This window comes from Marinobacter sp., from assembly GCF_034669625.1.
In the GTDB taxonomy this organism is placed as follows: domain Bacteria; phylum Pseudomonadota; class Gammaproteobacteria; order Pseudomonadales; family Oleiphilaceae; genus Marinobacter.
In genome coordinates this window covers 13,848-35,780 of record NZ_JAXMOY010000021.1, presented here as the reverse complement: position 1 = coordinate 35,780, position 21,933 = coordinate 13,848, and the positions used below count along the sequence as shown (strand labels likewise).

The 21,933-nt window shown below is 52.0% G+C and carries 15 protein-coding genes and 2 riboswitches; of the genes, 6 read left to right on the top strand and 9 right to left on the bottom strand.

Annotation, left to right across the window (positions count from 1 at the left end; all coding sequences use genetic code 11):
• Position 1 precedes the first annotated feature (1 nt).
• Positions 2-1,309, bottom strand: a complete 1,308-nt coding sequence (locus VOI14_RS14355) for a hypothetical protein (RefSeq protein ID WP_323752729.1) — start codon at positions 1,307-1,309, stop codon at positions 2-4.
• A gap of 236 nt (positions 1,310-1,545) precedes the next feature.
• Between VOI14_RS14355 and VOI14_RS14350 the strand changes: the two genes are divergently transcribed.
• Positions 1,546-1,998 carry an MgtC/SapB family protein gene (locus VOI14_RS14350; RefSeq protein WP_323752728.1) on the top strand — a complete coding sequence of 151 codons (453 nt, stop codon included), beginning with the start codon at positions 1,546-1,548 and terminating at the stop codon, positions 1,996-1,998.
• A 118-nt stretch (positions 1,999-2,116) separates the two neighbouring features.
• On the opposite strand, the gene VOI14_RS14345 is transcribed toward VOI14_RS14350, so the two are convergent.
• Genes VOI14_RS14345 through VOI14_RS14335 form a run of 3 tightly spaced genes read right to left on the bottom strand, consistent with a single transcriptional unit; the run spans position 2,117 to position 4,523 of the window.
• The gene (locus tag VOI14_RS14345; RefSeq protein WP_323752727.1) at positions 2,117-2,311 is read right to left on the bottom strand and encodes a hypothetical protein; all 195 of its coding nucleotides are present in this window, start codon (positions 2,309-2,311) and stop codon (positions 2,117-2,119) included.
• A gap of 14 nt (positions 2,312-2,325) precedes the next feature.
• Positions 2,326-3,540, bottom strand: a complete 1,215-nt coding sequence (locus tag VOI14_RS14340) for a YeeE/YedE family protein (protein ID WP_323752726.1) — start codon at positions 3,538-3,540, stop codon at positions 2,326-2,328.
• Between the two features lie 23 nt (positions 3,541-3,563).
• Complete coding sequence (locus VOI14_RS14335; protein ID WP_323752725.1) at positions 3,564-4,523, bottom strand: sulfurtransferase; 960 nt, start codon at positions 4,521-4,523, stop codon at positions 3,564-3,566.
• A gap of 189 nt (positions 4,524-4,712) precedes the next feature.
• Between VOI14_RS14335 and VOI14_RS14330 the strand changes: the two genes are divergently transcribed.
• Positions 4,713-5,423: a haloacid dehalogenase type II gene (locus VOI14_RS14330; RefSeq protein ID WP_323752724.1), complete on the top strand. Its 711-nt coding sequence runs from the start codon at positions 4,713-4,715 to the stop codon at positions 5,421-5,423.
• A 93-nt stretch (positions 5,424-5,516) separates the two neighbouring features.
• On the opposite strand, the gene VOI14_RS14325 is transcribed toward VOI14_RS14330, so the two are convergent.
• The 3 genes from VOI14_RS14325 to VOI14_RS14315 form a co-directional block, all read right to left on the bottom strand.
• Complete coding sequence (locus tag VOI14_RS14325; protein ID WP_323752723.1) at positions 5,517-6,686, bottom strand: metallophosphoesterase; 1,170 nt, start codon at positions 6,684-6,686, stop codon at positions 5,517-5,519.
• The gene (locus VOI14_RS14320) at positions 6,683-8,431 is read right to left on the bottom strand and encodes an alkaline phosphatase D family protein (protein ID WP_323752722.1); all 1,749 of its coding nucleotides are present in this window, start codon (positions 8,429-8,431) and stop codon (positions 6,683-6,685) included. The genes VOI14_RS14325 and VOI14_RS14320 overlap by 4 nt, the downstream gene beginning before the upstream one ends.
• A gap of 141 nt (positions 8,432-8,572) precedes the next feature.
• Complete coding sequence (locus VOI14_RS14315) at positions 8,573-9,190, bottom strand: trimeric intracellular cation channel family protein (RefSeq protein WP_416361434.1); 618 nt, start codon at positions 9,188-9,190, stop codon at positions 8,573-8,575.
• A gap of 22 nt (positions 9,191-9,212) precedes the next feature.
• A riboswitch (glycine riboswitch) is annotated at positions 9,213-9,311 on the bottom strand.
• Positions 9,312-9,398, bottom strand: a riboswitch (glycine riboswitch).
• Positions 9,399-9,713: 315 nt separating this feature from the next.
• Between VOI14_RS14315 and VOI14_RS14310 the strand changes: the two genes are divergently transcribed.
• Positions 9,714-11,864 carry a hypothetical protein gene (locus tag VOI14_RS14310; RefSeq protein ID WP_323752721.1) on the top strand — a complete coding sequence of 717 codons (2,151 nt, stop codon included), beginning with the start codon at positions 9,714-9,716 and terminating at the stop codon, positions 11,862-11,864.
• A gap of 532 nt (positions 11,865-12,396) precedes the next feature.
• On the opposite strand, the gene VOI14_RS14305 is transcribed toward VOI14_RS14310, so the two are convergent.
• On the bottom strand, positions 12,397-14,991 hold the full coding sequence (locus VOI14_RS14305; protein WP_323752720.1) for a PKD domain-containing protein: 2,595 nt from the start codon (positions 14,989-14,991) through the stop codon (positions 12,397-12,399).
• A gap of 247 nt (positions 14,992-15,238) precedes the next feature.
• Here VOI14_RS14305 and VOI14_RS14300 point away from each other — a divergent pair, with 247 nt between their 5' ends.
• Both VOI14_RS14300 and VOI14_RS14295 read left to right on the top strand, forming a co-directional pair.
• Positions 15,239-15,889, top strand: a complete 651-nt coding sequence (locus VOI14_RS14300) for a response regulator transcription factor (protein WP_323752719.1) — start codon at positions 15,239-15,241, stop codon at positions 15,887-15,889.
• Positions 15,890-15,898: 9 nt separating this feature from the next.
• The gene (locus tag VOI14_RS14295) at positions 15,899-18,046 is read left to right on the top strand and encodes a hypothetical protein (protein ID WP_323752718.1); all 2,148 of its coding nucleotides are present in this window, start codon (positions 15,899-15,901) and stop codon (positions 18,044-18,046) included.
• A 231-nt stretch (positions 18,047-18,277) separates the two neighbouring features.
• Here the strand turns inward: VOI14_RS14295 and VOI14_RS14290 are convergent, their stop codons facing one another.
• Positions 18,278-20,668, bottom strand: coding sequence for a glycerophosphodiester phosphodiesterase family protein (locus VOI14_RS14290; protein ID WP_323752717.1), 2,391 nt, complete (start codon positions 20,666-20,668; stop codon positions 18,278-18,280).
• Between the two features lie 317 nt (positions 20,669-20,985).
• Between VOI14_RS14290 and phnD the strand changes: the two genes are divergently transcribed.
• The gene (gene phnD, locus VOI14_RS14285; RefSeq protein WP_323752716.1) at positions 20,986-21,930 is read left to right on the top strand and encodes a phosphate/phosphite/phosphonate ABC transporter substrate-binding protein; all 945 of its coding nucleotides are present in this window, start codon (positions 20,986-20,988) and stop codon (positions 21,928-21,930) included.
• Positions 21,931-21,933: the final 3 nt, after the last annotated feature.

The window sequence follows — 21,933 nt, the reverse complement described above, 5'->3', positions numbered from 1 at the left end:
GTCAGAACGACGTCGACCAGCCAACCGGCACACTGCCTTCGCGGATACGTTGCGGATGGTCTCCCACATCCACTCGAACCACTTCCTCGGCCCGCTCGATATTGATCACCGACATTTGATCGGTGCCGCTCCAAGAAACGAAACAGTTCTCGCCGGCAACATCTCGAGTGATCCAATAAGGTTTTTCACCCAGACCTTCCAACAATTCATATTCAAACGTTTTACGATCAACAATCGCCACGTAGTCGCTCATGGTGCCGGCAACACATAGCTTTTCATCGCCGCCACCCATCGAGATTCCGTGGTGCGCTGAATCGTTCACGTAAAGTTCGATTGGCATGTCCGGAACCCGGTTCGGAAGATTGGCGACTCGCGTAATTTTGTCGTTGTTCATATCGTATTCGACAAAACCATGAAAGAAGGAAAGCTGGAAGTAGAAGAACTGCTCATCTTCAGTGTGCGCCATTGGGCGAATGGCTGGGCTCATATCCGGGTAACCCGCTTCCGCGAGCTTTTCACTGATATCGAAGCTTTTAATGTCTTCCCAGGTTTCCGTGTCAACCACTTTGAAGATGCGTTCACCCTTAGTACTGGTCAACACGCCACGATCCGCTGGCGTGAACACGTGTCCGATACTGGCGTGATAGATCTTCTTGCCGTCTTTCGAGTAGACATTTTCGTGGGGTGAATTACCGGTTGGGAAACTCGCTTTTTCTTCACCGGTCCACACATCAAGAATATGCACTACCTTGCCTGTCGAGGCGGACACCGCAACCTCGCTACCATCCGGCGACAATGCCATGTGATCAGAGCGAAGTCCCTCTACTTCAAACCGCCACACAATGTTGTTGGAGGCAATATCAATGGCCACAACATCCGCAAAACTAGGGCGCGAAACGATTAACAGCTCTCCGTTCCGAGTGCTGTACATGTCGTCTACGTATTGGTTGTGCCCCTCCCCGATCAACAATGCAATGCCATGAAACGCAACCAATTTGATTGGATTAGCACGAATCTCTTCCATCCGCTCTTCTTTGTCCAGGATACCATTGATACGGCCAAGCTTGACGTAGCTTTCGCCATCAATTACATCAATGACGCCATCCCAGTTGCTGCCGACAAACACCACAGGCGTGGCACCGCCCTCAACCGGTATCGTTACTGAGGATTCGTGATCAGCTTGTGTTTGTTCCTCTGGGGGCTGGGCCGAGATGGCCCCATCATTTTCGCCGGAGCTTTCACTCTCGCCCATGCAACCGGACAGGATCAGCGCCATCAAAAAAGGGACAAGGGGTGCGGCTAAATGCATCGAACGGGCTCCATATTGCTCTCTATTATTTTTCTTTGACCACGCCACAGCGAAAACATGACAATCAGTCGTATTGCATTATGGATACAGCACCCTATTTTCGGCTATGGCAAAAATGACTGAGCGGCCGGCAAAAACGTCAACTCGGCTAAAAAAGCCCCTTCGCTCAACCTTCGGACAAAACTCAGGAACTGCTATCCTGCTTTATAAACAACGTTGCACCACTGGAGAGGACTATGGACGAGAGCGAAATTCCCTTGCTGGATATGGTCATTCGCCTTCTTGCGGCCGTCGGGCTCGCCTTTGCACTCGGACTGGAACGAGAATTAAGAGGGAAACCGGCAGGACTTCGATCTCACATGCTGGTATCGCTTGGGGCTTGCGCTTTCATCATGATGGGCATGCACATCTTACTCGCGACGGCAGAAGGCGACCCTTCCGCCAGCATAGATCCTACCCGCATCGTTGAAGGCGTTGTTGGCGGCATTGGATTTCTGGGCGCCGGTTGCATCATACAAAGCCGCGGCAATGTTCAGGGCATAACCACCGGTGCATCCATATGGATTGCTGGAGCCATCGGCGTGGCATGCGGGCTAGGCACTGTGGTTTTGGCGGGGTTACTGACGGGGTTTGCGCTGATCACCGTGATTGTTTTGGGGCACTTTGAGCGTGAAGTTATCGAGGATTAATCAAGCGGTAGCGCCAACTTAACGGTCTAAACGCTTTAATTGCCTTTCCCGCAGGCAATTCAGTCTGCGAGAAAAGCAATGCTATCTAATAGCTTGGTACAGAGAACCCTCGGCCACCTTAATTGCGCGTTGACGGACAAGGTGCCCCACAGGGTGCACACGCCGTTTCATCACGCTGGCTCAAGGCCGTTTCCACATTACCGTGGCCGGAATTGAACGCAAAGGTTGGACTCGTCAGGTGATCCGCGATAATCAATATCAGAATGATGCCCAGCATTACCAGAACGCGGGTTGGGCTATACGCTTTTTCCATATTTTTCTCCCGCATCAGTTAGGCAACCGGAACCAAGGCCGCAGGCGAATACCGACCAGAGACCCGGCGAATGCACAGGCAAACCAGATCCAGGCGTGCAAGCTGGCAGAGGCAATGCCCGAGAACAATGCCCCAATATTGCAACCAAACCCCAGCCGAGCACCATAACCCAACAGCAAACCACCGACCACAGAGGCCAAAAACTGACGCCCTTCCGGACGGTTACGACTGGCTTCGTTAAAACGGTTTGCCAAACCCGCAGCCAGCATCGCACCAAGAAGCAAGCCGAAATTCATGACCGAGGGTATGTTGGTGAGCAGCGAGTCTTTCAATGCCATGGCAGGATAATCCCAAGTCCAGAATTCAAACTGGGACATATTCACACCAACCACTTCCAAAGCTTTAGCGCCCCAGACGTTGAATGCAAACGTAATACTCCAGGGCGCGCCACCGATACCGAGGGTAAGTGCATTACCTGCAGCCAATATCAGAATCGCCCAAGTAAACGGCCAACGCCCGCTGATCAGTGTACGTAATACACCATGTTGCTGAGATTTCCAAAGCAGCTCGGCCCGTTCGAGATCGCCATGCGCTTTTCGTTCAATACGATTTACCCAGCGAGCAATAAAGCCCAAGCCCAGGAGTTGAACAATGATTGCGCCAGTAACTCCGAACGTATTCACCAAAGGCACCGGATCAAAGCCGGGCTGATCCAACCACCAAGGCAAATGGATCGAGCCCAGCACAGTGCCGGCCACAAAAAACACCAAGGTGATCACCATACGGATATTGCCCGCACCAACGGTGAACAAAGTCCCTGAACCACAACCGCCACCGAGCTGCATACCAAGACCAAAAATAAACGACCCGACCACGAGCGAGGTTCCGACCGGAGCCACCGCACCCACAAGCCCACCTTGACCGCTGTACAACATGGGCACCATGATCAGGGACGACAGGCCGAACAACATCAACTGAGCCCGCATCCCAGCGCCGCGCTTGTTCACCACAAAGTTCCGCCACCCGGCGGTAAATCCAAATGCACCGTGATACAGGGCAATCCCTAACACCGTGCCAATCACGAACAGGGCCACCATAAAGGGGGCGGTTTCAAGCCAAATCAAACCACCCACCAACGCGAAACCGGCCAGTGCGGTGGTTACGATAAATCGATCCACCTGCCAGCCAGGCTGTTTAAGCTCTGGCTGGAGAACTGCTGAATCCGTCATGAAAAGCTCTCTTGCTATACCGGTTAGTTAAAAAGGTCGAGTAGTTTACCAAGACCTTTCTTGGCGATTTGCATGGGGCGACTGCTGTCCTGAGACCACTCCGCCATGGAGCCGTCATACAGCGCCACTTCCTGAAAGCCTGCCATCTCACTCAGCACAAACCAGTCCGTAGCAGCCCAATGACCGGTATTGCAGAAGGCAATCGTGCGGGTTTGGGGATTGAGCTCGGCATCATTCACCTTCTCGGTAATGCTATCCTGATTCAGATAGAACACCTTGTCTTGCTCAGCAACAAAAGCGTGATGAGGTAAATTCCGTGCGCCTGGAATCGTTCCCGGAGCCTTGGCGGCTGGAGATTTTGTTTCACCACGGAAATAATCAGCAGGACGAGCATCCACCAGTTGCGCCTGGGATCCCCGAGCAACCTCGACTTCTTCCAAACTGGCAATCAGGTGTTCCTGAAGCTCCGCATTATATTGCGCCAATGGTAAGCGTGCGCCGCTTCCTTCCGCCAAGTCATACCCTGCGGCCATCCAACCCGCGAAACCGCCATTCAGAATGGTGACCGAACCGTGCCCCATAACCTTAAACGTCCAATACACGCGAGCGGCGCTGCCAAAATCCGTAGGGCCCGTGCCCGCAGGCACCAGAACGACTGTACTGTCGTTGGTAATTCCCAAGCTGCCGATCAGGCGCTCAAGAGAGCGTACCGGTGGCATCAGACCTGCTACGCCATTTCTCGATTCCCGCCAGCCATCGTCGGTATAGCTGCTGTAAACCGCGCCGGGAATATGGGCTTGCTCGAAGCTGCTGCGATCGCCACCACCATCAATGCCGGAACGAATGTCCAGTACCACCAGGTTGTTCTCATTCAGTCGTTCGCTTAACCATTGAGCGTCGACTAAAGCCGGTACGCGCGACTCTGCTCCCGAAGATAACCCACTGAGTAAACACAAAACACACAACGTCAGTAAACGCCGCATCACACACCTCCACACCAGAATTCGCTTTAATGTCTATTATGAATTCTTAAGCCTGCAATGGATAGCGTCCATCGAGCTTTCCAAAACTCCCTCAACATGTCGTTAACTGATAAGGTAAGCTCGAATTTAACGATCGCGTTGAATGGCTAACGACTGTCCACATTCGCTCGATACGCATGAGGATGCAGAATGCCCCATAAGAAGACCCCATCGATCATCGTATTCGATGTCAATGAAACCCTTCTTGACATTACGACTCTCGAGCCTTTGTTTGAGCGCATGTTTGGGAACCGCGACATTCTCAGAGAGTGGTTCGCACAGCTCGTTCTCTACTCCCAGACGATGACGTTGTCAGGCCTCTACACGCCCTTCAATAAGCTGGGCGCAGGTGCTCTGGAAATGACCGCCAAGATTCACCAGGTAACATGCACCGATGAAGACTTTGAAGAGTTGGGGGCGCGAATGCGCAAAATGCCGGCTCACCCGGATGTCATCCCAGCCCTCACCCAGTTGAAGGATGCGGGCTTTCGCTTGGTCACGCTCACCAATTCTCCTAGCAGTGCCTCACCGACGCCCCTGGATGAAGTCGGTTTATCCCATTTTTTTGAGCGCACGTTCAGCGTCGAGGCAACCGGCAAATTCAAGCCAGCCCCGGAAACCTATGAACACGTTGCACAAGAGCTCTCAGTTGAGACTGCAGATCTGTGCCTGCTGGCCTGCCACCTTTGGGACACAATAGGCGCACAAGCCGCTGGCTGCCAAGGCGCGTTTCTTGTCCGTCCTCACAATGCATTTTTACCTGCACCGCGCGTTCCGCAGCCGGACTTTATGGCATCGACACTGAACGAGCTGGCTGAGCAGATCATTAGAGGTTCCGCCGGAGAGGCCGCCAGTCCCTAAACTGACGCGAGAAGCCTTTCCGGCGAAGAGGTTCTCGCACTTCCCGCGCCTTTCAGTTCACCCTGTCAAAATAACGGTGCCTTCAACCTACCCTCACACAGGCACCGCATCCTTTGCCAAAACAGGCTTGGTCTCTTCACGCGAGTAACCTAGGCGAAACGCACCGGTGTCTTCATTGACCAAATAGAATTCCAGTAACATGCGCTCGTCCGTCAGGTTAACCCACACAAAGCCCAATTCATTCTCGGCCTGATACTGAGTCGCATTGCGCTCCGAGTCTTGGAACTCATCGGTTTTTCCGCCCGCCCCTGACACAATAATGTGCGCAGGCCCCATACTTTCCACCGGCTTAATCCACTGCAACGAGTGGTCATGACCTGTGACCAACAGATCCACCTTATTGCTGAACGCGTCTTCCAGAAACAACTTATAACGCTGACCATCGGCGTCGGGGTTGGTAAAGATCAGTCGCATGCCTTCATCCAAATTACCGGCATTACCGTGCTTACCGTTTGATAAATACGGCACATGGCTCATGGCAATTTTCCAATGCGCTAGGCTTTCATTCACCGCTGACTTCATCCACTGCTGCTGCGGGTAACCATAATTTTCCCAGTTAAAACTCTCATCCCGATCCAGGTAAAAACTGGTTAGTGGGTTGGAATCGACCACGAATAGGTCAAGAAAGGGTTTTTGTTCAGCAACCTGCCCAAAAGATTCTTTGTAGAAACGAGCCGGCATGCGCCACTTCGTCGAATAACGCTTCTGGCTGTAGTGATAGTCCACCTGATAATCACCTCGGCGATTATCAGAACCGCCGCCAAATATGGTGCTGGCGCAATCATGATTACCCAAACACATATAAAAAGGCACATCTAAGTTCTGATACGGGTATTCGAAGCTGTCAAAAAACCCGTTGTCGTCCACCGAGGTTACGCCATCCTCGTATATGTTATCCCCGGCACCGAGGACAAAATCGCAACCTTGGTCCCGGATAATCTGCCGCATCGCCTCTGCCACATGGTACTGGCCTATATTGCCCGTACCCATATCGCCGACCGCAATAAAGCTCAGTGATTCAGTTGGCTTTATCGTATTGTCATCAACGGGTGGTTCATCGTTTTCCGGCGGAACGGCGGGGCTCTCGGGTAACACCCCTTCTTCGTCACCTGATCCCCCTTGCCCTCCGCATGCAGCCAGAGCGGAAACACTCGCCCCACCGATCAATAGTTGGCGTAAAAAAGCTCGTCGCTCATTACTCATGCCAGGACCTCCATTTGTTCTTTCTGCTCTGGCGCCAAAGGTGGGGCATTGCGCTTAGGCTGACACGGCGCATGACTAACCTGAACGTGGTTGTCACCACTGGCGGTATACCACCCAATCGCAAACTGCTCTTGATTGCTGGGCTCTGACACGGTTTCCAAGTGGAACCAGTCCGCTTGGCATCGCTCGGGCGTAATATCCACAACCATGTAGCCACGATGGTAAAAATCCAGCCACTTGATGTGCGGATTGGCGGGGATCAGGAAGCTCTTCGCCAGATCAGAGACACCTTTGCTGGGTGCACCGGGAGAGGTAACGGCGGGCGTGACAAATTCGACCGCCAGCGAACCCTCCCCCGTGAATCGGTTATAGGCCGCCCAGTTACCGGGATCGAGACTGATATCCATCGCCCAGGAGGAATGGATGTCTCCGGTCAACACAACCGCATTGTCCAAGCCCATGGCTTCTATGCGTCCAAGCAGAGCACGGCGACTGGTTTCATAGCCGTCCCACTGGTCGTAATTAACTTGTGCGCCACCACCTAAATCCAAGTTGGGCATATCCGGTAAAGCGCCCAGAGTCAGCGGAGCTAACATGACTTGCTGCCCCAAAAGGTGCCATTGCGCACCACGGGTCTGGGAGTGCTCCATTTGCTCGAACAACCACTTTTGTTGATCGTCTCCGAGTAACGAGCGGTTGCGGTCTCGGGCCGTCACGGGTGAATCCGTTTGTTGATCCCGACCAATCAGGCGGGTGTCGAGCATCATCAAAGAAGCAAGCTGCCCGAACTCAAACGACCGATAGATTCGCACTTGCCGGTCAGGCAATACCGGCCTAATGGGCATCCATTCATAATAAGCCTGAACCGCAGCCCGCTTGCGGCCTGCATAATCACCGTCGCCCTCGTTATGATTCTCAGCTCCGCCAACCCAAGCGTCATTCGCAATTTCATGATCATCCCAGACACATATAAACGGGTGCTGGCGATGACACTCTTGAAGGTCGTCGTCAGTGCGGTTTAGCGCATAACGACATCGATAATCTGACAGGGTCACAATTTCGTGGGGCGGGTCGAGAGGACGAAGTTGCTCTACCTCAGGGTCACTATACTCACCGGGACCGTATTCGTAGATGTAATCACCCAGAAACAAAACTGCATCCAGATCACGGCGAAATGCAACTTTGCGATACGCATTAAAGAAGCCGTACGAATAGTTTGCGCAGGCCATCACGGCCAAACGTAAATGTTCAACAGATTGATGGCCGTGGGCCGTTGTTTTTGTCCGCCCTATCGGCGAGAAATAACCGAGCGACTCAAACTGGTAGAACCAGGTTGTATCCGACTCTGGGAGCATCGCGTCAATCTTAACCGTATAGTCTGCTTCTGAGCGCGCGTAGCCCACACCCTCGTAGACCACATTACTCAGCTCGGGATCTCGCGATACACGAACAATAACCGGAACCTCATCAAACCCCTCGGCGGTCACTCGGGTCCAGAGGATAACCTGCCGAGCCAGAGGGTCTCCGCTTGCGACCCCATGCTGGAACGGTGATGGCCCTGCCCAATCGGGCATGACGGGTTTCTCGAAACCAGAAGAACCCGCTGCATCCGCATCGCTTACCGTGGCAACAGAGGAGTCTTCGACCACACCCGCGCCACCAGAACCTGCCCCATTACAAGCAGATAAAGCCACCAGCGATGCGCCGGCAGCACTACCTTTGACCAAAAACTCCCTGCGTTTCATCAACTACTCCCGCGATAATCATCATTGCCAAAGCAAAATATCGTGAAAATGTGTCACCTTTGTGACTCAACGGACAGATAGGATGAATGCTTGTCACGTTTTTAGGAGTAGCAATAAAGAAGAAGGCAGGACGCTTAAAAACTATTCCCAGTGGGCCTGGGAATAGCTGAACACTGGCAGCGAAACGTTCCAACGAATGGCCGCCATACGCATCAAAAGACCGAGGCTGAAGGCCGCGAGCAACGTAATGTTTTCGCTCACGCCCTCGTGAATTAACAATAGGTAGAGTAAGGCCACAACCAAGGAAACACTGGCATAGAGTTCATGACACAGTACCTGAGGAGTACGATTGCACATGATGTCGCGAATAATACCGCCAAAGATGCCCGTGGTAATTCCAGCCATCACCACTACAACGGTGTCATACCCCAGACCCAGTGCGACATTACAACCGATCACAGTGAAGGCCACGAGACCAATGGCATCAAGGACGAGAAAGAGTTGGCTGAGATGCCGCATGAAACGCGCGATCACGACCGTCACAAGGCCGCCAGCAATGGTCATGTAGATATAACGGGGATGCTGAGTCCAGGTCACCGGAAAGTTACCCAGAAGAATGTCTCGGACTGTGCCACCGCCCAAGGCAGTGAAAAAAGCAATTACAGCCACGCCAAACAGGTCCATATTCCTTCGACCAGCGGCAAGGGCTCCAGACATAGCTTCAGCGGTAATGGCAATCATATAGATAGAGGTCAACACACAGGGCTCCTGCGTTTCTGTCGCCTCTCCCCCTGTCCCTGATACCTGAGAGTTTACAGAACCCGGTTCTGCTTGCCCCTTCGGTGGACTGCCTTGGCAGCCTCTCTCCAGACGGCTGTGAATGATGACCGCAGTACATGTGCCTGAGCGTTTATGGGAGGTTGCGCCTTCGGCGGGGCTAGCGAGCCCACTCTCCTGCGGAGCGCGGCATTATAGAGAGGCACAAACAATGCGTCGAGCGATTCAGAAAGCAATCCAATAGAAGGCTCGAAGCTCTCTTTCGCAGAACCGCACGAGACACCAGAGAGCTAGTGATATTACAGATATTTCTTTGGAACCTGCGCTTCCAGTTAACCACGAGGGTGAGGAGATGATCCCCCATCTGAGTGATTCCCCACTGGGGGACGAGCACCCACAATAACAGTGTTGAACTGCGGCCACCCAGCACCATCTTGGTTCGCTGGAATAAAAACGATGGCCCAGGGCAGAACTTAGTTAACAAAACGGTGACAGGAGATATGGAATGTCTAAATTAGGTGAATTGAAGGGACGCCAGGCTTTGGCGCCAACTTTCTCCCAACTACGCACATTATTGGTTGCCGGCACGGTAGCACTAAGCCTTTCAGCTTGTGGCGGCGGTGGTGGCGGCAGCGGTGACGGCAATGAAAATAACAGCGGTACCGGCAACAGCGGGGGTGGCTCCGATCATCAAAACGATGGCCCTGCGCAGGTTCCCACCGGCACACCCATTTCCGAGGTCGAAGGTATAGAAGGCGACGCCGACTATCAGGGGCTGTTGTTTTACACCATGACAACCGACAGCGAAGAAGAGCCGGACCCCTCGGTGTCGTCTTCCGCTCCTGACAGGTACAAACTGGTAGCGGTCAACCCTCAAGGCTCATCGGTGGATAAATCCACCATTTCGACAAACCTGCAAACTTTGCATGGAACACGCGGGGTAGCTCTGTCCTTCCCCAAAGCGGATATCGACACTAGCACCAATTCCATTTCCAACTATCATATGGACCGCATACTCTTTCAAAAGAAAATCGGCAGCACTGATTTTCAGACAAAACTTGTAGAAACCGACAGCAGCAACTGGCCTCCCACGCCACTGAATGTAAACGGCGATCTTCGTCACGTTAACGTCAAACTAAGCCAATATGATTTGCAGAACCCCGGCAAGTCCGTCGTGGCGTATGGAGCTGGCTCACCAGAAAAGTTTCACCAGACTCATGTCGAGAACTCGGCCCAAACCATCGAATTTGTAGACAGCACGGCAGAGGTGTTAACACCATCAGTCCCATTGATGAATGGCGCTACCCACCAGCCTGAGGGTTGGCTGGCCTTTTCTGAGGATACAACCGATGAAGAATATCGGTTGCTGCAATACGATATTGATGGCACTGAGCTCGGTGAGGTCAAGGATGAAAACAACCAACCGGTCGTAAACTCTAGTATGACTGGCACATATCTTCACCCTTTCCCTGGCGGCGTTTTTGCCGACAACTCACAACTCGTGGTGCTTACACTTGAAGAAGCCGGCAGCGGCCCCTACCCAGAGATCTACAAGGTGGTATACCAGTTTACCCCGGGCGCTCCTGGCCAGCCGGGCAGTTTGAATAAACTGCTCAATAGTGCGGGCGAGGCGTTGAAACTGCCCAGCATAAACTCAATTCCGCTGCGCCGAGTGGCCATTTCCTCTGACGCCGTCTATGTGGCGATGGGTACCAGCGGCAACAATGAAGGTAACAGCATCTATCGCCTGGACCAAAACGGCTGGGAAGAACTGCTGCAGACGACATCCAAGGCCGAATCCCTAAACCTAAAACTGGCGGGCCGTTATCTTGTATGGAACGCACCGGCAGATGCTGGCAAACCTTATGAAAGCAGCCTCTATTCCTATGACACGGTCAATGACACCTTGATCGAGCTGGATTACGAAATAGATTCCACCGATCTGGTATTAGATGAACCCGCTGAAGTAGTGAACCTGGGCGACCCTGTCTACGCCAATGCGGACGGCAGTATCTTCTATGGCCGCAAACGCGCCATGAAAATCAAAGTGGGAGAAACAACATACGGTGAGCCACCTTATGAAACAACCATCCCGGACTATGAAACCCGGGTTTGGGTGGAAGCCGTCGTGCGCATGGCAGATGGCAGTGGCGAGCCTGTCATTATAAAGGATGCCACATGGATAGCCGCTTCCACCAATGGCAATGGGCCTATGCAGGCACAAGTCACCCTCGCACAACTGGCATCCAGAGCCGGAGGTGGCATTTTCCCGCGGGGTCGCACCAAGAGCATGGAACTCAGTGAGGTGTTCTTCATCAAGGGCGTTGAAACTGACAGCACCGATAATGTCACCGAATTGGTCGACCCGGCACTGTACGCGATCAGTGCCGGTGATCCGGCTGCTGGCATGGTCAAGCTGGGAGATCTACCAGCCGATACTCGTGGCTACGACAAAACGTTCCTTGGACTGGATGGCTGGAATGACATAACCGGTGAAATGGGCGCTGGCCCCCACCGCCTTTTGACAATAGAGCGCCCAGATTTCAAAAACAGCATCATTTACGTCAATACACGTCAAAAGAACTCATTGAAAGTTCTGGACACCTCCAACGGTGATGGTGCGCCCAATACAGCGAGAGAAGTTCGCGGCTTCTAATCCGCTGGCTCAGCACACAAAGCAGGGCCTCCCGGCCCTGTTTTGCCCCCCCTCCCGAGCTCTTGAATACGAATACCATACCCTTTCAATCCGTTGAGATAGCTTAACTTTAACTGTTCCAGTGCGCCGCAAACGACCTCAATGCGGGCACCAAGAGCCCGCCAACTTCGCCACCCTCTTCACTACCTACAGGTGTTCAGCACTAATATACACCGTGCTACGAGCTCACCTCCGACGGAGCCGGAACTCGTAAACCCAAGGCGTTCCGGGCTTTTTTAGCGATAGGCTGCACGCGCGTTTTGTTGGACTACCGGCCCCCACCCTGCCTTTCTGCAACGTACTGAACAGGGTGTTCGGGTTGATCCGTAGCTGGTTCGGGGAAAATTCTGTTTCCTGGCGGGAGTTTCTCTATAAGAAGGGAAATTGAGTGGATACAATCATGATGGCTGCTTGAACCCAAGTTCATTGGGCACCTCGCCAGAAAATGGCAGGCGCCCAATGAACTTGAACACTTTATTTACAAACCGCGTTTTCACTCATGAATGAGATTTTCCGTGCTATAGAAATAGACAGCGCCTTGATCGTCATTATGTTTCACACCAATCAAGGTGGTGCCACTGCTCATGGCCAACTCGCTGCTGTTAGGATGGATGTCAAACATTTTGCCGGAATTCAGCCGCAAGTCTTGCTCACTCCACTGGCCACCCGAACGCGTGAATACATATGCGGGCTCATTTCTACTGCTGTTCGGTGACGTAGTAGCCATGATTGTGTCGCCGACAATGGCAACACTTCCTCCGAAAAAATCGCCGATTTCGCCGTCGCTTATCGTCAGGATATCTTGCTCACTCCAGTTGCCCCCTGACCTAGTGAACACATACACTGCACCAGTGCCTTGAGCACCCTTTAGACCAGCAAGTATTGTGTTGCCGTCAATCGACAATTCATTGCCGAAATAAGAACCCGTGACTGCATCATTATCATTTGCCATGAGCTTGGCTTGTTGGCTCCAGTTGGTGCCTGAACCAGTGAAAACATAAGCCGAACCAGGCCCTGAATACGGAGCTCCAACCACAATGGTACTACCGTGGAGAGCCACCATTTCACCGAAACGACGCCTCTCTGCAACGACCTGTAATTCGCTGCTACCATCTGGATGTAGCTTTGCCTGCTTGCTCCATGCACCACCAACACGCTGATAAACATAAACCGCGCCTGGGTACGGACCATCCACATGTCCATCAACACGATAGCTATTAGCAATGGGCCGGCCTACGACGATATGATCCCCATCAATGGCCACAGACATACCAAAGCCGACCTCTTCAATGCTTGTATTACTTGGCAACAATTTTTCCTCCAGGTGCCACTGCCCCCCAGACTTGACAAACACGTGTGCCGCTCCATGCACCATGTATCGGTTCCTAGGCCGCTCGCCCTCTCGGTGTGGTTCACCTACAACGATTGTATCTCCTGAAATAGCCACAGAATGACCGAACCGGAATTCAAACCCGCCGTCATCTGCCTCAAGCTTAGCCTCCTCAATCCATTCACCAGAATCATCACGGGCAAACACATACGCTGCACCCTGTGCTAAAGAGCTATTGCCATCAGCACGCCAGGCCCCAACCACCGCGGTATCACCATCAATATCTAGCGAATAGCCGAACCTATGGTTAACATCACCATCACTAGCAGTCACCATTTGACCTACTAGGTCTTCCGATGACTCAATTGTAAGGACTTGTGTTGTTTCATCAGTTTGGTTGGCACTATCGGAAACCTTCAGTTTTACGAGGTATTCACCCGCAGCGGTATAGTTACGAGTCACTTCCGGACCATACCCCCCCGAGCCGTCATCAAATGACCATACGTAGTTCAAATCTGCACCCAACGAACTACCAGCATTCAAAGTCAGCTCCTGCCCAGTTAACTGATAACCCTCCACGTTAAAGCTGGCGGTCGGTCGCTCGGGCGTTACCGACGGCTCAGTCACAGTAAGCTCAAGACTGGTGCTATCGGTGCGCGAAGCCTTATCGGTAACAGTGAGAACCACGGTATAGGAATCTGCTGATGCATAAGTGTTCTGGGTGTGTATGCCAGAATCTATGTTGCCATCGCCGAAATCCCAACTGTAGGTTAAGGTATCGCCAGTTGACCCGCTCGCATCAAACAATTGAGATTCACCTACTTTCAGGGATCCAGTGGTATTAAAGCGCGCTACAGGCAAAGCCGGCGCACCTGGTACCCAAATCGGGCTCTGGCCACTCACATTATCTGGCGGGGTTACACCGTACATAGCCTGCAAATTATCGCGGGCGTCAGCGAAAAGATCCGGCGTATCTACAGTTGCCTGCTTAATCGCGTCAAAGGCCGACTGCCCACTGCCGTTAACTTCTCCATCATTGGCGAAGTCGGTCGCTATTGCGTCAATTTCAGCCTGGCTTAGGCCAGCCGCCAGCGTAGCGGCCGAAAACAACAACAAGTTCGCACTATCCTCTTGTTGCTGCGCCGAACCGCCAACGCTCAGGAGATTCAGGCTATTGGGCTCAGAGGTTATACCCAAAATCGCTGCCAGTTCGTCCCGAGCTTGATCACGTGCTTGGTCAAAAGTCCGGCTCGCGTCCATTAAATGTAACGTTCGGGCGGTAACAAAGTGAGTAAAGAGGTTGACGTTCGTATTTGCCTCAGAAGGCAGAACCAATGCGCTATGCAGCTCGGTGCTATCTAAGGAGCCACCACTGACCTCGTCTGAAAACCCCCCTCGAAATTCGTCAAAAAAGACTCCATTAACGGTCATTCTGGAAGGGCCAGACCAGCTTGAGTCAGGCAATGAAATAGTCCCGTTGTTGTCGGTAGTGGTGGTAATGATATCTCCACTGAGGCTGCCATCATCCGCAAGTCTTTCCGCACTAACGCTGCCCCCAGATTTTAACGGCCCCTTCTGGGCAACCCCGGGTGACTGCTCCACATCATCATTGCTGCTTGAACTGGAACCATCTCCAACACAAGCTGCCAATACCAGCGTAAGCAGACAGCCCAAGAAAATGTGGATCACTGACTTGGCCCAATGTTCTGGTAAAGACGAGTGTCTACGGTTTGGCTTTATAAAGTTATGGTGGTTCATGAGGTTTTCATCCCTGTGGCAACTACTCAAATGGAACTGCTGCTTTTATAGAAATTGAATGTAGCACCCGCTCTCAAGGGTTCGTATCACCCAAACAGGGGATCGTTACTTCACACAGCCACGCATATCACACAAACGGACTAGCCCAATCATTACAAGTTAGGCATATTGGCCCTCGACTGGTAACGTTAACGCCAATGGGAAGTGTCTCTACCGAAAAAACACCAATAACGCACGGCGTGGACTCATGCAGAATATACTGGTCATAGAAGACCACCAAGAAACTAGGGAATGGCTTGTTTCCATTGTTGAAGCAACTTTTTCTGACGCTGATGTATTTCAAGTCGGAACACTGGAACAAGCTTATAGCTGGCTTTCTACTAATAAAGCCAACCTTGCTATCGTCGATTTAAGCTTACCCGATGGCAACGGAAAGGAACTGCTAATTCATCTAAAAGTACACTCTCCTGAAACCTATTTGGTTGTAGCCACCATATTCGATGATGACAAGCACCTATTTGAAGCCCTTCGCGCCGGCGCAAATGGTTACCTGTTAAAGGACCAACCACGCAAAGCCATCATTGATAGCCTTTCAGGAATCGTTAACGGCTCGCCACCACTAACACCCGCCATTGCACGCCGAATATTACGGCAATTCCAACAGCCTGAGACCAAAAGCACTGGAACAGCGTTATCTGAACGGGAAAAGGAGGTTCTTTTTTTGCTTGCTAAAGGCTACGGACGCAGCGATATATCGGACCTATTGGGCGTTTCAGTAAACACAGCGGCAACCCATATTAAAGCTATTTACCGAAAACTTGGGGTTTCAGGTAGAGCAGAAGCAACCCTTGAGGCCGTAAGGATGGGGGTAGTCCCAAGTCCGGGAACACCCACGTAGAGCCAGCCCATGCTAAATCACTCAATTCCCCCTATGCCAGTCGTTTTCACGGGGTTTCTGGCATCACTACTGCTGGTCACTCTTGCGGCCTATATTTCTAGCCAATCTCCATGGCTTGGCTTGCAGCTAGCGTATGACGAAAGCCGACAGCTCCCCGTGGTTGAAAAACTCTATCGTTCTGCAACGGTCGGGGAACTCAGCGTCGGCGATCACTTGCTGAGCATCAGTTCTCCCAACACAAAAGCCTCCGTTAGCCTGCACGGGTTTCAGCTGCGAACAGAGCCACCTAGCTTTGCCCATTACGCCGGCCACAACGCATTACTTGCGCGGGAGAACACTATCTCCGCCATTCTCGAACAACCAGAAGTCATCATCACTACAAACACAGGAAACACTGCAAAATTATCGGTTTTGCAATCCCGCCCAATCTCAAGCCTCGGACATGAATTTTGGCTATTCAACCTGTTTGGGGTAATCGTCTGGAATATCAGCTTGGTTGTTTGGGCGATACAGCCACGTGAAGCAGCTGCCAAACTTTTATGCTCGTCTGGCGCGGGATTCTTTACGGCCACTTTTTTCAACAGTATTTATAAGGCCAGAGAGTTAGCGCTGCCTCAAGACGTATTTCTAATTTACTCTCGAGCAAACCATTTTGGGCTCTCCATCATGCTCTTCAGCCTTCTTGCATTGATGGCCTATTACCCAAGAAGGGTCACTCGGCTCTCCCCTATTATCTACTTAATTCCGCTCCTGATTTTCTATCAGGCCAACGAAAGTTTCCAATGGATTGAGTGGCCTTTCCACACATACTATTTACCAGTATTTGCCCTGTACCTGGCGGGGGTATTTGTCGCTATTATCCAGTGGCGAATGTCCGCCGATACACCATTAGACAGAGCAGCTCTTAAGTGGATGCTACTGTCCATTTTCTTAATTATGGGCATAGGCTTGGCTATTTACTTTGTCCCTTTAGCCCTTCAAAAGCAGGCCATTGTTCCACAATGGGCCATGGTCGGAACCGCTAGTTTGCTTTACATCGGATTTGCATTTGGCATTGTCCGATATCGACTCTTTGATGTAGACCGTTGGTGGCTCGCTGTTTGGGCTTGGTTTTTAGGTGGATTATCCGTTGTACTGTTCGATATAGGCCTCGTAACCTTAATTGAAATACAGCCCAAAATTGCGATGGGTATCGCCGTAGTTGCCGTGGGCTGGATTTATTTCCCTCTACGCCAACGGGTGCTAGTAAACCTGCAGCCAAATAAAAGCCCCCAGCTAGCCGAGCAGGTTGAGCGCATTGCTCAAGCGATGCCATCCCAGCACACAGACCAATTTTGGGTACACTTGCTGGATGAGGCCTACCAGCCAATCAAAGTCAAAATCACCAGCAAAAAGACTGCATCAATCCAACTGCTCGATAACGGCTCCACTATTATCGCGCCACTACTCTGTACCGAAGGCGCCGTATACCTGTCTTTCCCTAACCGTGGGCGCAGGCTATTTTCCAAAAACGATGCGATCCATTTAGATAGCCTTCTAACCATTGCCAAGCGGATTCTGACGGTGCATGAAGCAGAACAAGCCGCGATTCAGCGCGAGCGCGACAGAATTGTCAGAGATCTTCACGATAATGTGGGGGGCCACCTAATGACACTGCTCCGACGCGCGCCATCCAGATCTATTGAAGACCCTGCTCGAAAAGCCCTAAAAGGGCTAAGGGAAAGCATGCGAATTCTCGATGGCAATTCGTTCCAGGACCTGGCCATCGCTCTAGAAGACATGCGAGCCGAGGTAGAAGAAATCTTAATCAATACAAAGGTGAAATTGTGCTGGGAACAAGAGCTCGAGGATGACTCTTTAGAAATCCCGACTCGGCATGTCATCAACCTAGGGCATATTCTGTCGGAGGCAACCAACAATGCGCTTGAGCATGCATGCCCCACATGGATACGGATCCATACTCAAGCCACCGAAGAGAATATCACGCTTGAAATTGTCAACGATGGCGCTAGCGATACCGTACAAGACAAAAAACTAATGCGAGGGCGAGGGCTGAATAACATTTCAGTCAGATCTTCTGAACTTGGAGGAACCTCTCAATTTTTCACTGACGGCACTCAAGCAAAACTATTGGCGGCCATTCCCATCAATCAATAGTCGTCCGAAAAGTTCACTGACACCAAACCGGTTCACGGTAATGTGGGCCCCTGACACTCAGTCAGCATTATATTTGAACGGCGAAGGCGGGATGGGTCACTTGCGCCACAGCCTCAACCGTTGAAATAGTCGTTGTGCACATAAAGTTTCGGCAAACCAACAAAAAGGCACGGAGCTTACGCCCAGTGCCTTAAAGGTAGTCAAAATGCTTGGAGTTACCCAAGACTCATTTTAGTTAATGGTTACTGCCAAACGTTCACCAATTACGCGATAAGCGGCCGCATTATCCAACGTGTACTCATACACCGGCAAAACAGTAGCCGTGCCAGCTTCGGTAAACATTAGCGAAGCACCATCGTTGGTGTAATCGGCTGTGCTGGCCAGCACGATGAAGCGGTTCGTTTCAACCGTCTCGGTTACACCCAGCTGTGAGGTCAGGGTCACATCCGCTGTCACGCCAACATTTGATGCCGCACTGATGTCACTCGCCACCGGATCAACGCTCACGGGGTAATCGCTAAACCACTGGGCGTAATCCGTCGTCAGCCCATGAGTGCCTGCAACGTAGTAGCTTTCTGCTTCGGGTTGATCCCGGAACGTCCAGGGCCAGAACGTTGTGCCACGGTGTTTGGAAGCTTCCATCACCGAAGGTGACAAGTATTTGTAATAAGGGTTAAAAGTAGATGAATACAACTGGGTCGATTTCAGGATCTGACGTAAGTTTTTCGTCATATTACTGTCGGTAACAAAGCCGGCCAGGAACCCACCAGAAACACCGGGCATCACTTCTTGCAACTTCAGTAACTGATCAGAATTGAATGAAATTACGATGACTTGGTCCCAAACGTCGTTGCGATCGATCGCCTGCTTCAAGTGCTCAACTATCTCAAGCTTGCTGCTCTTTATCTCGATGAAATGAACCACCTCTTTATCTTTCAAGGCAGTAAAGAACTCGTCCATCGTCGGTATAGTGTGCGCACCTTCGACGGTCAGCGCTTTCAATTCATCCAGCGTTTTGTCCTCAACCGGCCCTGTGCCGTCAGTGGTCCGATCCACGGTGCCGTCATGTATTACAACAATATGGTTGTCCTTGGTGAGGTAGATGTCTGATTCAACTGCATCCGCTCCCAATTCAGCAGCTTTCAAAGCGCCAGCCAAGGTATTTTCTGCCACCAATGATGGCACCCCTCGGTGACCGATTATCAGCGGTTTTCTCAGTAGCGTGTTTTCCGGCAGCTTAGCCAGGAACTCTCGGGCCTGTTCGGGAGAATCTGTCACCAGGCCGTTCACACCGGCCAGAAGCGCGTCGGTGGTTTGTTCGTTGGTTGGCGCTACCAGCTTGCCCCAAACAGATACCAGGCGGTTCTGTAGGTAGGCCACAGCTGTTTTTTCCAGCAGAGGCGCCGGCAGTATCGCAATTTTAGCTTTGGCCCGATTGGTTTCCTGCGTAATACTTAAAAGATCTGTCGGAGCCGCCGTCAGGCCCGCATCAGTGAAGTCCATTGCCGCGCGGATCATCGGCATTTTTACCCGTGCATCCCGCAAAAGCTCTGGGCTGTCAGATACCAACGTGATGTCGACGAGTTGATGCTTCTCAACCACGGGAACCAGCGCATCCACTGCGGCCTGTGACGTCACATAAAGCATCGGCAACGCTTTGAACTGCTCATTTTCAACAAGGCTGTCCAAATAGCCCAAACTGCCACCGTCCTCGGTCGTCAGCATCAACTGATCGTCGAGCTGTAAAAAGATCGGGAGGGATGGCTCAAGTGCCAGTTCAGAAAGGGTCGGCGCGGCTAAAGCAATACTCGGAGCCATAGAAGCCCCAGTCTCCAGCTCTGCCACATCAGCCATAGGAGATAATGGCAGCAGTGGTGTCAATTGCTCGGTCACCGTTACTTCATCAACTCGGAGAAGACTACCAGCCGCTTGGAAAGCCACGCCCCCTTGGGAAAATTGGCTGTCCAATTCAGAATCCTGCATCAACGTCCCATTCATGAAGTGCTGGACCCGATCCTCATGGACAACGATTGTGGCGGTATACAGCTGATCCGGTGCAATCGTTTCTGAATATCGCTGCTTGTCCACGACGGTCCAATCGCCCTGGTTACGTAGGGCGTGCTCGGTACCGTTTTCAGCGGTCGCGTTCTGGCGAATCGCCATTTGATAATAAGGCTCGACACCCATCCCTACGCGATACTGGAAACCGACCCAACGGGTCTCGGTATTTGCTTCCGGAATCGTAAACACAACGTCAATGCGGTAGTTGCTTTTCTCTTGAAGCGTCTCGGGCAATTTTAGGCTGACCGGGTTGTAGTTGTCTCCCCGACCGTCCACGAACAAGCTGCCGTTGTTGGTGTAAAACATATCCTCGGTGCCGCTCATGGCTACCCAACCTTCAGGCAATTCACCTTCGGTCAGGGCCTCAAAGTCTTCCTCCAACAGCACCTCAGGATTGGGTTCCGGTTCCGGCTCTGGCTCTGGTTCCGGAATAGGAGCCGGTTCTGGATTGGTTATCGATGAATCTGCGCCGTCGTCACCACTGCTGCTTGAGTCGCTGTTACACCCCGCGAGACCGGCGACTGCCGCCAGCATCATCACGTAAAAGAACTGCTTGTCCATGCTTTACTCTCCGTTGCTGCTTGAAACGAGATAGCAGCGTACGTACGGAAAGTGACGAAACTGTTTCGGGAATAAGTCAAACCATCGAATGAAAGCTCACATCAACCACAGATATCAGGCCACGCCGCTCAATGCATGCTTGGGAGGCATTCCATTAACCATCCCCGTATAAGGCGGGTGAATCGAAAAGCCAACCATGCTCTGCAGTTACTCAGAAATAACCGCCCAGTTTCCAGAACCTTGTCGCTGTAACGTAACCATCACAATCTCTATTTAGTATCCGGCCGATGATAGTTTCACAACCCAAGGACGCAAATATGAATAAGCTGATGACAATAACGTGCGCAGCCCTGATGACACCTATGCTCGCACAGGGCGCATTCAAACTGGACTCCCGATACAGTGATCAGGACGGTGACCTGATTGCGGACATTCCTCCCAAGTCTGAGCAGGTCGACCCATCCACCCTGATTTTTGCTTACACTCCAGTGGAAGACCCCTCAGTATATGCCGAGGCATGGTCCGACTTTCTCGACCACCTGTCAGAGCAAACCGGCAAAAAAGTTCAGTTTTTCCCGGTTCAGTCCAACGCTGCGCAAATTGAAGCCATGCGCGCCGGCCGCCTCCATATTGCCGGTTTCAATACCGGCTCCAACCCGATTGCCGTAGCCTGTGGCGGCTTCCGCCCTTTCACCATTATGGCTTCCGCTGATGGGTCATTCGGCTACGAGATGGAAATCATCACCCATCCCGACTCTGGAATTACCGAGGTTGAGGGACTGAAAGGCCGCGAACTGGCGTTCACGTCCGAAACCTCGAACTCAGGCTTCAAAGCACCGTCTGCAATCCTGAAAGCCGATTATGATCTTGTGCCAAACAGGGATTTCACCCCTGTGTTTTCCGGCAAACACGATAACTCCGTCCTTGGCGTCGCCAACAAGGACTATGACGCCGCTGCTGTCGCAAACTCCGTTATGTCACGGATGCTAAACCGGGACGTCGTCAGCGACGATCAGATCGTGTCGCTGTACAAGTCTCAGACCTTCCCTACCACAGGGTACGGCGTCGCGCACAACCTGTCGCCAGAACTGCAGGACAAGATCCAGCAGGCGTTTTTCTCCTTCGACTGGGAAGGCACTTCCCTGGAAGAGGAGTTCTCCAAGTCAGGTGAAGCGCAGTTCATCCCGATTACTTTCCAGGAACACTGGGAAGTCATTCGTAAGATCGATGATGCCAACGGCGTGGTTTACAGCTGCCGCTAAACG